At 37.7% G+C, this 13,316-nt stretch carries 13 protein-coding genes and 1 pseudogene; 1 reads left to right on the top strand and 13 read right to left on the bottom strand.

The window, feature by feature from the left end:
• Window position 1: 1 nt before the first annotated feature.
• The 5 genes from F0361_RS14835 to F0361_RS14815 all read right to left on the bottom strand — a co-directional run bounded on the left by F0361_RS14835 (window position 2) and on the right by F0361_RS14815 (window position 6,585).
• Entirely contained in the window at window positions 2-688 is a 687-nt protein-coding gene (locus F0361_RS14835) for an LOG family protein (RefSeq protein WP_138258462.1), read from the bottom strand.
• Window positions 685-3,531, bottom strand: coding sequence for an excinuclease ABC subunit UvrA (gene uvrA, locus F0361_RS14830; protein ID WP_154919719.1), 2,847 nt, complete (start codon window positions 3,529-3,531; stop codon window positions 685-687). Before uvrA ends, F0361_RS14835 begins: the two co-directional genes overlap by 4 nt.
• 153 nt (window positions 3,532-3,684) lie before the next feature.
• Window positions 3,685-5,133: a BLUF domain-containing protein gene (locus tag F0361_RS14825; RefSeq protein WP_154919716.1), complete on the bottom strand. Its 1,449-nt coding sequence runs from the start codon at window positions 5,131-5,133 to the stop codon at window positions 3,685-3,687.
• Window positions 5,134-5,387: 254 nt separating this feature from the next.
• Entirely contained in the window at window positions 5,388-5,681 is a 294-nt protein-coding gene (locus F0361_RS14820; RefSeq protein WP_154919713.1) for a chaperone modulator CbpM, read from the bottom strand.
• Between the two features lie 7 nt (window positions 5,682-5,688).
• Window positions 5,689-6,585, bottom strand: a complete 897-nt coding sequence (locus tag F0361_RS14815) for a DnaJ C-terminal domain-containing protein (RefSeq protein WP_154919711.1) — start codon at window positions 6,583-6,585, stop codon at window positions 5,689-5,691.
• 306 nt (window positions 6,586-6,891) lie between these two features.
• Here F0361_RS14815 and F0361_RS18915 point away from each other — a divergent pair.
• Window positions 6,892-6,999, top strand: a pseudogene (locus F0361_RS18915) (IS110 family transposase); the annotation flags it as partial.
• A 44-nt stretch (window positions 7,000-7,043) separates the two neighbouring features.
• On the opposite strand, the gene F0361_RS14810 reads toward F0361_RS18915, so the two are convergent.
• From F0361_RS14810 to F0361_RS14770, 8 genes are all read right to left on the bottom strand, one after another.
• Complete coding sequence (locus F0361_RS14810; protein WP_154919709.1) at window positions 7,044-7,583, bottom strand: dihydrofolate reductase family protein; 540 nt, start codon at window positions 7,581-7,583, stop codon at window positions 7,044-7,046.
• A 171-nt stretch (window positions 7,584-7,754) separates the two neighbouring features.
• On the bottom strand, window positions 7,755-8,735 hold the full coding sequence (locus tag F0361_RS14805; protein ID WP_154919708.1) for an NAD(P)-dependent alcohol dehydrogenase: 981 nt from the start codon (window positions 8,733-8,735) through the stop codon (window positions 7,755-7,757).
• A 69-nt stretch (window positions 8,736-8,804) separates the two neighbouring features.
• A complete protein-coding gene (locus F0361_RS14800; RefSeq protein ID WP_154919707.1) occupies window positions 8,805-9,299 on the bottom strand; it encodes a Crp/Fnr family transcriptional regulator in 495 nt (164 codons plus the stop codon).
• A 170-nt stretch (window positions 9,300-9,469) separates the two neighbouring features.
• Window positions 9,470-10,510 (bottom strand): alpha/beta hydrolase, encoded by a 1,041-nt coding sequence (locus F0361_RS14795; protein WP_154919706.1) that lies wholly within the window; start codon window positions 10,508-10,510, stop codon window positions 9,470-9,472.
• Window positions 10,511-10,945: 435 nt separating this feature from the next.
• On the bottom strand, window positions 10,946-11,248 hold the full coding sequence (locus tag F0361_RS14785; RefSeq protein WP_154919705.1) for a HigA family addiction module antitoxin: 303 nt from the start codon (window positions 11,246-11,248) through the stop codon (window positions 10,946-10,948).
• 11 nt (window positions 11,249-11,259) lie between these two features.
• Window positions 11,260-11,541, bottom strand: a complete 282-nt coding sequence (locus F0361_RS14780; RefSeq protein ID WP_154919703.1) for a type II toxin-antitoxin system RelE/ParE family toxin — start codon at window positions 11,539-11,541, stop codon at window positions 11,260-11,262.
• 200 nt (window positions 11,542-11,741) lie between these two features.
• Window positions 11,742-12,344 (bottom strand): class I SAM-dependent methyltransferase, encoded by a 603-nt coding sequence (locus F0361_RS14775; RefSeq protein WP_154919700.1) that lies wholly within the window; start codon window positions 12,342-12,344, stop codon window positions 11,742-11,744.
• Window positions 12,345-12,440: 96 nt separating this feature from the next.
• Window positions 12,441-13,178 carry a DUF6090 family protein gene (locus tag F0361_RS14770; RefSeq protein ID WP_154919698.1) on the bottom strand — a complete coding sequence of 246 codons (738 nt, stop codon included), beginning with the start codon at window positions 13,176-13,178 and terminating at the stop codon, window positions 12,441-12,443.
• Between the last annotated feature and the right edge of the window lie 138 nt (window positions 13,179-13,316).

The raw sequence follows: 13,316 nt of genomic DNA, 5'->3' as shown, positions 1-13,316 counted from the left end.
TCTAAAAATTGGGACTTAGGGTATGGCCTTTATAAAAGGCATCGATGATTTCCACCACCTCGTCTTCGGTATCGACAATTTTTATAAGATCTAGATCCTCCGGACTGATATTCCCAAAAGAAAGCATCGTGTTTTTTATCCAATCGAATAGACCGGTCCAAAATTCACTTCCCACAAGGATGATTGGGAATTTTCCAATTTTATGGGTCTGGATCAGGGTGATTGCTTCGAACAGTTCATCCAAGGTCCCGAAGCCTCCCGGCATCACCACAAAACCCTGGGAATATTTTACGAACATCACCTTTCTAACAAAGAAATAGTCGAAGTCCAGGCTTTTGTCCTCATCGATATACGGATTGTCATGTTGTTCAAAAGGAAGGTCGATGTTCAACCCTACCGAAGTACCACCGGCCAAATGGGCGCCCCTGTTTCCAGCCTCCATAATACCCGGACCGCCACCAGTGATTACGCCATAACCGGCCTCTGCTATTTTTTTGGAAACATTTACCGCTAGCTGGTAGTATTTGTCACCCTCTTTGGTTCTTGCCGAACCAAATACCGAAACACAGGGTCCTATTTTGCTCATTTTTTCGAAACCGTTAACGAATTCGCCCATAATCTTAAATATTGCCCAAGAATCGTTTGTCTTGATTTCGTTCCACCCTTTGTGGTGCTTTTCGTTTCTCATTTGCTTGCCTTATATTTTAACTCTTTTCTCAAAAACTCTGCCGTATAACTTTCCTTGACTTTACAAATTTCTTCCGGTGTGCCATGCGCTATCAGTTGCCCCCCGGTGCGACCTCCCTCATATCCTATATCAATAACGTGGTCCACCATTTTTATTACATCCAAGTTATGTTCTATGACCAAAACGGTATTGCCCTTATCCACCAGTTTGTTCAAAACTTCCATCAGAACGCGTATGTCCTCAAAGTGAAGTCCGGTAGTGGGCTCGTCCAGGATATAGAACGTATTTCCCGTATCCCGTTTGGAAAGTTCCGTGGCCAATTTAATTCGTTGTGCCTCTCCACCGGATAGGGTAGTGGACTGCTGCCCAAGGGAAATATAACCCAAACCTACATTCTGTATTGTTTTTAACTTACGATGGATTTTTGGAATAAGTTCAAAAAAATCGACCGCTTCATTGATGGTCATTTCCAAAACATCCGAAATGGATTTGCCCTTATACCTAATTTCCAAGGTCTCTCTGTTAAAACGCTTGCCGTTGCAAGTTTCACATTCTACATATACATCCGGTAGGAAATTCATTTCAATGACACGTAGTCCCCCTCCCTGGCAGGTTTCACATCTACCGCCCTTCACATTAAAGCTGAATCGGCCCGGTTTGTAGCCTCGTATGGAGGCCTCAGGGGTTTTTGTGAACAAAGACCGAATTTCGCTGAAAACGCCGGTATACGTCGCAGGATTGGACCGTGGTGTTCTGCCAATAGGTGATTGATTGATGTCGATGACCTTATCAATATGTTCCAGCCCCGTAATTTTTTTATACGGCATTGGTTTTTTGACACCGTTGAAATAATGGGCGTTCATGATGGGGTAGAGCGTCTCATTGATCAAGGTGGATTTTCCACTTCCGGACACCCCGGTTACCCCGATCATTTTTCCAAGGGGGAATTCCACCGTAATATTTTTTAGGTTGTTACCCGTGCAACCGGAAAGTACGATTTTCTCCCCATTGCCCTTTCTTCGTTTTTTGGGCACCTTTATTTCCTTTACCCCGGTGATATAATCCGCCGTAAGCGTATGATGTTTTTTGAGGTCATGGGGGTTTCCTTCGGAAATAATTTCCCCACCGTGCTTGCCTGCTTTTGGACCGATGTCGATGACATGGTCCGCACGTTCGATCATATCTCGATCGTGTTCTACAACGATCACTGAGTTTCCAATGTCCCGCAAGGACTCCAGTGATTTTATCAGTCGTGAATTGTCCCTTTGATGTAGCCCGATGCTGGGTTCGTCCAAGATATAGAGTACCCCCACTAATTGGGAACCTATTTGGGTCGCCAACCTAATTCGTTGCGCCTCCCCGCCTGACAAGGACTTTGAACTGCGGTTAAGGGAAAGATAATCTAGCCCTACATCCAGAAGAAAGCGGATCCTGGTACGGATTTCCTTGATGATTTCCTCAGCAATTTTAAGTTGGTTTCCTTCCAAGGTTTTTTCCAGCCCCTCAAAGAAATTGGCCAATTCCGCAATGTCCATATTGGCCAATTCCGCAATATTCTTATCGTCTATCTTAAAGTAGAGAGATTCCTTTTTCAGCCTAGTGCCTTCACAGGTAGGACATTTTATTTTATCCATGTATTCCTTCGCCCATCGTTTGATGGAAGTCGATTCCGCCTGATCGAACTGGTTCTTGATGAAATTGGAAATTCCTTCGTAGTCTATTTTATAGGTTCTTTTTACGCCCAAGGATTTGGAATCCACTTCAAAACTCTCGTTCCCCCCGTAGAGCAATACATCAATGGCCTCTTGGGGTATTTTGCTTATTGGGTCCGTTAACCCAAAACCAAAGCGTTGGGCTATGGTCTCTATCTGTTTAAACGCCCAGGATTTTTTATACTCGCCAAGCGGTGCTATACCACCGGTTTTTATGGTAAGTTTTTTGTTGGGAAATATTTTGTCCGCATTTACTTCGTACACATGTCCCAGGCCACTACAGTTGGGACACATTCCTTTTGGGGAGTTGAAGGAAAAGGTATTGGGTTCTGGGGTAGGATAGGAGATTCCCGTTGAAGGGCACATCAAATCCCTACTGAAATATCTGGGAACATCAGAACCTTCCTCGATTACCATTAAAACGTTATCGCCACTGTACATGGCCGTATTGATGGTTTCTGCCAGGCGCTTGTGCAGCTCTTCGCTTACCTGAACCTTCAACCTATCGATTACGATTTCAATATCGTGGGTCTTGTATCGGTCCACCTTCATGCCCTTTACAATATCGCGAATTTCTCCGTCCACGCGGACCTTCACAAAGCCCTGTTTGGCAATTTGTTCAAACAGTTCCCTGTAATGCCCTTTCCGGGATTTGATTACCGGGGCAAGGATATTGATTTTTTTATCGGTATACGCCTCAATGATCAGTTCCTTTATTTGCGCGTCACTATAACTGACCATTTTTTCGCCCGTATTGTAACTATGGGCATCACCGGCACGGGCAAAAAGCAAACGTAGGAAATCGTATACTTCCGTAATGGTGCCAACGGTGGACCTTGGTGATTTTGAGGTAGTTTTCTGTTCAATGGCAATGACCGGGGAAAGTCCGTCGATCTTATCAACATCCGGCCGTTCCAGGCCACCTAAAAATTGGCGGGCATAGGCCGAGAAGGTTTCAATGTACCTCCGCTGGCCTTCGGCATAGATCGTATCAAAAGCCAAGGAGGATTTACCGCTTCCAGAAAGTCCGGTAATAACGACAAGCTTTTCCCTAGGAATGGTGACATCGATATTTTTGAGGTTATGAACGCGTGCCCCTTTTACCTCAATATTCTCCTCGTAGTTAATCATAGCAATTGACAAAGTTGCAAAATTACGATTTTGATAGCGAAACAAGAACCCGGTGCCATTTATATTTTACTAATAAAACTCTAAAATTCAGGGCCCTTTCACAAAGGGCGACAAATAGCTAATAAGATAGTATTGCTGTTTTAAGCGGTGGTATCAAGCTTGGGAAACCTTTATCAAATTGAGAACCCTTCTCCAGAAAACGGTACTACTAATGTGTACATTTTCGTTGCCCCGTATACCCGAAGTATCCAAGTTCAAGTTAATGGCCTTGTTCTTGAATGTTTGATCCAATATGTCCTTATCCGATAGTAAGGCCATACTCCAATTTGGAAAAAAACGATGTGAATTTATTTTGCGGGTGAGCACTTCCAAATCATAGTGTCTTGGGTCCTTTTTTATTTTATCGAAGACTTGGAGCACATTGGATTTGGGTCCTTCCAAAAATTGAAAGAAATCATTGTCTTGGCAAACAAGACATCCTGTGATGTTGTTTTCTTGATTGACAGAGTTAGCCACCTCGATTATATCCTCAATATCGGAAATTTGAATACCGTCTGACATGGTCGATTTATAGGTAAGTTCATAAATCAAATCATCTGAGGAAAGCGAACTTTTAAATTTGCTGGGCAAGAGTCCAAATCTCTCCGAAAAGGTTTTGGAGAAATAGCTTCTGCTAGAAAAGCCTATTTTGTAGCATACTTCAGAAATGGTTAAATCTGTATGTTGGATAAGCTCCTTTCCTTTTTCCAGGCGTAAGTGAGTGATAAAATTTCCAAGGCTTTCCCCAAAGAGATGCCTAAAACCTGCCTGAAGTTTTTTTGGGGACAATCCAAACGTTTTTGATAAATGATCAATATTCAGGGATCGGTCAATGTTTTCGGCAATATGTTCGGCAACTTCAGATATCCTAAGTATTTCTGTGTTAGAAAGCGGAAAACTTATTTTAATCTCTTCCTTTGTAATGTCATGGTGCTCCACTTGGGACGCTAATGTATTTACAACGGCACCCTCTACCAACAGTTTGCCTACGGCATCGGTTCTTTTATTTTCGATAAGGATAGATGCGTACTTTGAGGTTAAGGGACTTATCTCACCATAATAACTAAAGGGTTTTTCCTTACTGATGAAGGAGGTTATATCCTCCAATGCTGTCTCCAAGAGCGTTTTTCGTTTGGAATTTGACTCAGCCATTTTTTCCCGTACAAAAATCGCGCTTAACCTTAAATGTACTTTACCGGGAAAGGTTACTATGTTTGGGGACTTTGCGGCACTGGAAAAAATAACATTCTGTCTTGGGTATATTTTATTGCTGTTTTCCTGGTTCTCGAACCTGTGAAAAAAATGACCCTTTACACAGTAAAGAAAATAGATTATGGATGGGTCCTGCTCCATCTTCGAAATCTTTAATTCCTCATTGAAAGTTATATCGTACACCCTTACATTGAGTCCCTCGAATACACTATAGGTGGTAACGGTTCCTTTGCCCACCAAATTGTCAAGCGTTAAAATCGCAGAATCCTGATATTCCTTAAAATCGGCACCAAGGCTAAGAGCCAATTTTCGTAGTTGGTCAAAGGGATGTTCAAAATTAATATGAAGCATGGCAGTGGTAAAAGTCTAAGGGACTCAAAACTTAAAATTAACTATATTTTTTCTTATAAACCTCGTTAAATATTTCTCAAGCACCGATATTGTTAAGCTATAGCGGTATTAATACTAAACAGATTATTTAAGACCCTGCCAAACCTACCTTGGTGTATTCTGTAGCTGGCCCGTACCAATCCCAATAGAGTTAAAGATTTTTTTTAGTATTGTTTTAAAATACTTAAAGAAATTGATTGAAGTCTATACCAGTTTTAGTTTTCGAACCTATGCAATTTCCTGCGCAATAATTTAACTTCATCTTGCAAGTTTGTAACTTGAATCAAGAGATGGTGAATAGCTTGGAGTCCTTCCGGGTTTATTTCCAGTTCTTGGTGTAACCTTACCATTTTTTCGAGTTTTGGAAGTTCACTGATCCTAATCATTTCCTTTTCCTCCTTCTTCTCAATTGTAAGGATTTCAAACTCCACGAGCCTATGCACTAATGAAACCTCAATATTGTGATGGTTGCAAAATTCCTCAATAAATATATAAGTAGCTTTTTCCATGATGCTTTTACAAACCTTTTTGTTCAAGTTCCTTAAAAATCCTTTCTTGCTCTGTAGTAAGCTTTACTGGAATCTTTGGGCTATATGTGATAAATAGGTCGCCAAACCCATCTTTTTTGTATAAAGGAAATCCCTTGCCTCTAAGCTTCACGGTGGCCCCGTTCTGTGTTCCCGGCTTCACGCTCAATTTCACTTTTCCCGTTAAGGTTTCCAACACTATTTCCCCTCCAAGAACAGCCGTTGTTAATGGGATTTCAATGGTCTTATAAAGGTTGGCGCCCTCTCTTTTAAAAGGCGTGTCGTTCAAAATGGAAAAGGTAAGGTAAAGGTCACCTTTAGGTCCCCCATTGATTCCCTCCCCGCCATATCCTTTTATTTTGATGGTCTGACCGTCTTCAATCCCAGCTGGTATTGTAATTCTTATGTTTTTTCCATTTACAGTGAGCGTGCGCTTATGCGTTTCTTTAACTTCGGAAAGATTTAATCGAAGTTCCGCATTGAAATCCTGCCCCCTATACTTTGCCCTTCCTTGTTGCCTACTGAAACCACCACCCCCAAACATGGATTCAAAGAAATCTGAAAAATCACTTTCTTGACCGCCTGAGTAGGTATATTCCCTGTAACCGCCACCAGAAGGTTGACTACGTCTTTGTGATTTGGCCTTTTCAAATTCTTCCGCGTGTTGCCAATCCTTCCCATATTGGTCATATTTCTTTCTTTTTTCAGGGTCGCTCAGTACTTCATGGGCCTCATTGATTTTTTTGAATTTCTCCTCTGCATCCGTGTTGTTGGGGTTTAAGTCTGGATGATGTTTTCTGGCCAGTTTTCGATAGGCGGATTTTATATCTTTTTCGGTCGCGGACTTATCCAAACCCAGAACCTGGTAATAGTCTATAAAATTCATGGTAGTATATCCAAATCTATTCTTCCTTCAAGTTACATAAATCAATGTGATTTCTAATGTCTGCCCAATTATTTTTGTGAACTTGGTGCATTCAAACACCAATATTGTTGCTAGTATGCACAAAAAATAAGAGGAATTTAGCGATGGGCTGTTACATGCGGTTTAATGATTTACATAGAACTAGAAAAGATGATATGATCATGGAAGGAATTTTAGCTACAGATTAAGTTCCTTTCATTTTTTCGGCCTAAAATCCTATAAAAATAGAGACAGAAATATATCAACACTTGATAAAACAAGTTGGTCCGCAAGCCTACCTTGATTTCGATATTGAACAAGTTGTTGCAACAGGCATTTGCGATTGTCAAATCCGGGCTGCCCTACGATGAGAATTATGTATCGATATTGAACTAAAAGAACTTGTTTTTTAACTCAGTTCTTTGTTGGCATTTCGTATTTTATTTTTTTCGTTTATAGTGTCTCTGTGATACTTGATTTAGAAATGTTTTTGTTCCAATTAGTTCAAATTTCAGTTCTTTTGGCAATTCTCCAAACAATGAAGCACCACCACCTAATAAAACAGGAATAGTTGTCAGTATCATTTCATCAATCAAGTCTGCTTTTAAAAAATTCCTGATTGTTGTTCCACCATCAATGTATAATCTTTGATACCCTTTCTTATGAATTTGCTCTAAAATTTCCGTTAAAGTTCCTTTGACTAAAAAAGCTTTGTCTTTGTGAGAATCAGGGATTTCTTTCAGTTTGTTACTCAATACAAAAACAGGCTTGGTATATGGCCAAGGAACATCAAATCCAATTACAGTTTCAAATGTTGTTCGTCCCATAACAAGTGCATCAATTCCATTAGTGAATTCTACATATCCCATATCATTATTATCTGGATTTGGAATAGAATGTAACCAATCAAGTCCACCATTTTTGTCAGCTATAAAGCAGTCTAAACTTGTCGCAATAAATACGCTATTCTTTTTACTCATTCTTCGTTCGCGTTTTTTGTCAATATGAATGCCAACGTTTAGTATATGCAAAGTAGGCGATTACGGGCTTCGAACTTATCAAACCGCTACAATTATAAAGCGGGCTACAACTCTTAAATTTACTACTATCACGCCTATTTTGTATATATTGTTGTGCGTTCGTTTTTTATACTATTTGATAGAAATAGCAACATTGCCAGCTTTATGACCTAGCTCTACATATTTATGTGCCTCTATTATTCTTTCAAGTGGAAAGGTCTTATCAATAACAGGTTTGAAATAACCTTTTTCTGCAATCTCTCTGAACAACTCCAAATCTTCAATCTTCCAATAGAAATTGGATGATGCAACGATAACTTTTTTGCTTTTGAATAATGAGGTAAAAATTGAGGCTAGAATATGCGAAAATCCAAATTCGGTTAATAAGTATCTCCCTTTAGGTCTCAATAATTTTAGACATTCTTTCATGGATGTTTTACCGACCGTATCAAATAGCAAATCATATTTTTCTTCTGTTTGAGTAAAGTCCTGACAAGTGTAGTCAATTACAATATCTGCTCCAATTGAACTTACGAGCTCTATATTTTTAGTACTACATACTCCTGTTACATGAGCTCCAAAATATTTGGCAAGTTGAACCGCTGCGGTGCCAACTGAACCTGATGCTCCATATATCAATATCTTATCCCCTTGTTTAATGTTCCCTTTTTTCTTCATGTAAGCTAATGCTGAAAGTGGACCATTAACCATGCATGCGGATTCTTCAAAGGATAAATTTTCTGGTATATAATGTATTAGTCCATTCTCGGGCATACATTTATACTCAGCATAGGCTCCAAAACTCAAACCGGTGTATCCAAATACCTCATCACCAATTTTGTATTTTTTAACTTCTTTCCCTATAGCTTCAATTGTTCCGGAGAATTCAATTCCTAACACAGGATTTTTAGGCTTTTTGAAACCAAACATTAAACCTACTGGAAGTTTAAGAAGGGGAGGATGATTAAACCCTCTCATTTTGGGGTCTTCAGCGGTTACTGAAGTGGCAAATATTCTAATAAGCACCTCATTGTTTTTGGGTACAGGTTTTTTAATTTCTTCTATTTGCAATACTTCGGGTTCTCCGTATCGCTTAAATACAATTGCTTTCATTTTACGACCCTTTATTTTTTACAAAAATAAGGTACTTCAAAAAGCGAAAATTTGACCTAAGTCAAATAATCATTTTCTTGTAATCTTTGATCTGATTCTGGATAAAGTTTCTAGAGAAACATTTAAATAAGACGCAATGATGGTGACGGACAATTGCTGGATAATCTTCGGCTCTTTTTCTAATAAATTCAAGTATCTTTGTGAGGCATCCATGGTTTGAAATTCTTTAAGTCTTTGTTCAAACCAAACTGCATAATACTCTATAAATATTTTGTCGAGCATCATTACTTCTGCATATTTCGTTTTGACATCAAGAAACCTGCTATAGTCAATAATCGTCACTTCTAATTCTGTCAATGCTTCAATGTACACATCTGCTGGCTTTCTCATGATATAACTATCAAGAGATACAGCTACATCATCATGGAAATAAATCTCGGTCGTAATTTCTTTGTCATTGTGCTTATAAAATTTTCTGGCAATACCTTTTTTGACTAATATGTGTGATGTGCATATTTGTCCGGGTTTGAGCAGGCAAGACCCTTTTGTGAATTTCTTGTTCACAAACCCGCCCTCCAATTCAGTAAGTATCTAAGTGTTTAATTGATTGGAAAGATCTTTAATTCTTTTTATATATGGATGCATTGATGTTTTCTTGCAAAATCACTTAGATTACAAATTATTGATTTAATGATTTGTCTTGGGCTGTTCTTGCCCGTTTTGAATTTTACATGCTAAAATTGCAGACTCTCCTTTATGACTTGGTATTGCATGTCCACTACAGACTGATTATGACCATGTGCCGCACCAGGCACTAAATAATATCCTTTTTTGGAAGCTTTTATTTTGTCAAAATATGGTTTAGTAACTTCTTTGGAAGTTAATATATCTTGCTCACCCTGTATTAAATACACCGGAATATTAATAACCAATCCATCTTTTTCAAAATCGATATCTGAAACCATCGAGGGTATTCCAAGTTTTTCGTGGCCCACAAAATTTATAAAAGAGTAGTCATCCCCGTCATATCTTGCCTTAGTGTCTTTTTCATTATCATACTTTGGTGCTATTTTCCACCAAGATTCTGGAGCCGGAATTGAATTCTCCCCCTCATATTTTTTAATTATTCGCAATAATTGGCCGTAACTTCTGGCATTTTCATAAGGTGGTTTGTCCAAAGTATGAAGCAATTCAAGAGAAATACTATCTTTCTTATTGATAGCCATTTCATTGACTTTTTTATAGGCATAACTAATATTTTTCGAAAAATCCACAACTTGAGAATGCCCTATATAAACATGATAAAAGTCCGGATACTTTAAAGCCATTTTCATACCCAGCACCGACCCCCAAGAAGTGCCAACAAGTATTACTTTTTGCTTGTCAAGATATTCAATAATATACTTGGTGAGTTCTATCCCATCATTGGCCATTTGTTCTACTTTCAAAGGATTTTCAATATAAAACTCTTCATCTACAACTGAAGGAAAATTACGGCCATAAGTTTTTCCGGCACCTCTTTGATCCCAATGCACCAAAACAAAATCATTTTCCCAGCTGCCATAAATATTGTTTTCAAAATGGCTCATAGTACTGCCCGGTCCCCCATGAAGGAAGAGAACAACAGGCTTTGATTTATCATTTCCTTTTATTGTGATCCATTGTTCAATGCCTCCAATAGATATGAATCTCTCTTCGTTGATGGAATTACCCTGTGCATTTGCATAAATTGAATAGAATAAGAAAAATAGAAAAGTAAGGTTCGAAAGTTTCATAGTAATCAAATTTTATATAATATTCAACATGTTTTTTTTCTAAAAAACAACCCAAGTTTCGATTTGTTTAACCAATTTGTTGGCTTTTACCTTTTTTCAGTCCAAAGAATTTCATAAAACCTGCGTATGTGAAAGTCGTCAACATTTGGTTCTTCCATTTCGCCAAACCGCAATATTTAAAATTCAGTCGGATTTGTCGGCTGATTAATAAAATGTCCAATGATGTAAAACGGAAAAATATCTTTCATTCGTCAAAGGTCTTCATTTTCTTCTTGTTGTCATCTGTGCGATAGCTCACAAAATGATGCACAACGTTTGGGCTATGATTTCGTTGTGGACATTTCATGTAGTGAACATTCCGCCCGAAATCTAACCTTAGCTTAGAAGTAAGGATTTCCGTTTAGGAAATCCGCCCACAATGAATTATAGCCGGTGTTAGGCAACGTTTTTATTTTGGAATTTTTTTATTTCGTTTAATTCCGCCTGTTTTTCATCTCGTTCCTCTTCAATGTCGTAATCATCTTGAAGTCCGAGCCAGAATTTGGCCGAATTTCCAAAATATTTGCTCAATCTTAGAGCTGTGTCCGCTGTTATTCTTCTCCTACCTTTGATGATTTCCGAAATTCTTGTTTGCGGTATTTTTAAGTCCTTTGAAAGTCGATAAGCCGAAATTTCGAGTGGCTCAAGAAATTCAAAGTTCAAAACTTCTCCAGGATGTACATTTGCCAACTTTTCCATTTTTTTCTTTTTTAATGATAGTCGATTATTTCCACTTCGCTTGCATTTCCGTTATTCCATTTAAAAATGATTCGCCATTGCTTATTAACTCGAATGCTGTAAAAGTCCTTTAGATTTCCAGACAATTTTTCTAGTCGGTTTGAAGGCGGAATTCTCAAGTCCATTATGTCTTGAGAATTGTTCAGCATTCTCAATTTACGACGTCCAACGTTCTGAATTTCAATCGGCATTTTTTTAACCCGAATACCATTCCAAATCATTTCGGTTTCTTTCGAGCTAAATGAAACAATCATACTTTTGTTTTGCGTTACTAACGTCAAAAGTAATTATAAAGTTTTTTTTGTGCAAATGTTGCCTAACGTGTTTGTATAAGATTAGTTGCGTGGTTTAGCAACGAATTTAGCAAATACAAACCGAATAGAAAATCCGCTAGGATTTTCGTAAGTAGGCTAGAATTAGCAATAAATTATATACGGTGTTGTGGGCAGTGTTTTTATACTTTTTTGCATTTAATCAGGTACATTGAATGATTTTCGTCCACTTCCGTAATTTCAAAAAGTCCGTACTTTTCAAATTCTGTTTTGACTGATTCTTTGTCGTAGTAAAATATTTTGGCTCCTTTATGAATTTCGTAACGGTCTTTACTTATCAATTCTCCCTTTCCAAATTGAGGTGCATTTTTGGTTATGGTTGTAAAAACCATAAATCCATTTTCTGTAAGTTGGTTGTAGCAATCTTGAATTAGCTTTTTTCTATTTTCGCTGTCCAATAAATGAATAAGGGCATAACAAAAAATTCCTTCATATTTTTTATCGTCAAAAGGCATTTCGGTTACAGAACCATGAAAAATTGTCATTTCATTTCCATAATGCTTCTTTGCGAGTTCAATAGCTGTTTTTGAAATCTCAATTCCACTTACTTTTATTCCGTTTTCAATAAATGGTTGGGCATTTCGTCCGTATCCAATTCCTGGAATGAGAATATTTTTTATTGATTTTTCTAGGAAGAAATTTTTTGTCAGTTCAGCGGATTTTGCAGGTTTCATCCCCCACATTTCTTGTTTGTCATTAAATGCTGTTTCCCAAAATTCTGTCATTAGTGTTCGTGTTGGTTATATTGCACACAACGGCCCGTGTATGGTGTCGTAGCATCCCGAAGGGTGCTATGCACTATACCCATTGTTGTGCTTTCGTTATTTATTCCTTAAGAATTGTTCTATTCTCTTATTAAGTATATATGCTCTTCTCTTACTGGATTGAAGTTGCCTTTCAATAGAATAAGTGTAAGTTAGTTCTTGGTTAATTAAGCTATGAAATTCATCGGTTTTTAATTTTCTTAAAATTCTTGGAATTTCAATTGTATTAATGCTATCCGGATAATTTGAATTATACACTTTAATTCCATTCACATAGGTGGCATAATCACTTCTTATATTACTCAAATATTCCTTTAAAAAATCCTTACCAGCATAATATTCTACAATTAATTCTCGTATGCTGTCATTGGATATTGAACTTAAATTTCCTGTACTGACCAATTCACTATAGGTACGAGAAGAACCTATAAAAGATGCTCTACTATTTATTCCACCAAAACCAACAATATTTATAAATTGAAGTGTATCTATTGGACTATAATTTCCCATCACATAGCTTCTAGCCAGTTCTAAACTCTTAATTTTTTTTTGCCGATTATTAAACCAGCCTCTTTCAAGGGACAGAGAATCATTGATAATTTCTTTATTAAGGTTTGATAAATATTTATTTTCCCTTTCTGTGTTTTTTCTTATTTCGTTCCAATTATTGATTTGAAGTGCAATCAAAATTCCAATAACCACAAGAACTATTTCTCCGACTGCATAAATCAGATATTTACTGAATTTATTTTCAGAGAGTAGTTTTTGTCTAATTTTTCTAAAGAATTTTATCATTGGTTATTGGTTGGTCATAATGAAGCACAACGGTCTAGGCTATGATTTCGTTGCGTTGAAAATTCCGCTGGAATTTTCGACCGTTGAAATCAAGCCATTTAAAGTTAAACTAATTTTGGGGTTCGTCATAGCCAAGCA

This window comes from Maribacter flavus (genome assembly GCF_008386635.1).
In the GTDB taxonomy this organism is placed as follows: Bacteria; Bacteroidota; Bacteroidia; order Flavobacteriales; family Flavobacteriaceae; genus Maribacter; species Maribacter flavus.
The sequence above is the reverse complement of the archived record's forward strand: the minus strand, read 5'-3'. Positions and strand labels throughout refer to the sequence as shown.

Coding starts and splice junctions, on each gene's coding strand:
- F0361_RS14825 (WP_154919716.1), bottom strand. CDS start 5,133: ATGCTTCATATTAATTTTGAACATCCCTTTGACCAACTACGAAAATTG.
- F0361_RS14770 (WP_154919698.1), bottom strand. CDS start 13,178: ATGATAAAATTCTTTAGAAAAATTAGACAAAAACTACTCTCTGAAAAT.
- F0361_RS14820 (WP_154919713.1), bottom strand. CDS start 5,681: ATGGAAAAAGCTACTTATATATTTATTGAGGAATTTTGCAACCATCAC.
- F0361_RS14780 (WP_154919703.1), bottom strand. CDS start 11,541: ATGATTGTTTCATTTAGCTCGAAAGAAACCGAAATGATTTGGAATGGT.
- F0361_RS14785 (WP_154919705.1), bottom strand. CDS start 11,248: ATGGAAAAGTTGGCAAATGTACATCCTGGAGAAGTTTTGAACTTTGAA.
- F0361_RS14835 (WP_138258462.1), bottom strand. CDS start 688: ATGAGAAACGAAAAGCACCACAAAGGGTGGAACGAAATCAAGACAAAC.
- F0361_RS14775 (WP_154919700.1), bottom strand. CDS start 12,344: ATGACAGAATTTTGGGAAACAGCATTTAATGACAAACAAGAAATGTGG.
- F0361_RS14805 (WP_154919708.1), bottom strand. CDS start 8,735: ATGAAAGCAATTGTATTTAAGCGATACGGAGAACCCGAAGTATTGCAA.
- F0361_RS14815 (WP_154919711.1), bottom strand. CDS start 6,585: ATGAATTTTATAGACTATTACCAGGTTCTGGGTTTGGATAAGTCCGCG.
- uvrA (WP_154919719.1), bottom strand. CDS start 3,531: ATGATTAACTACGAGGAGAATATTGAGGTAAAAGGGGCACGCGTTCAT.
- F0361_RS14810 (WP_154919709.1), bottom strand. CDS start 7,583: ATGAGTAAAAAGAATAGCGTATTTATTGCGACAAGTTTAGACTGCTTT.
- F0361_RS14795 (WP_154919706.1), bottom strand. CDS start 10,510: ATGAAACTTTCGAACCTTACTTTTCTATTTTTCTTATTCTATTCAATT.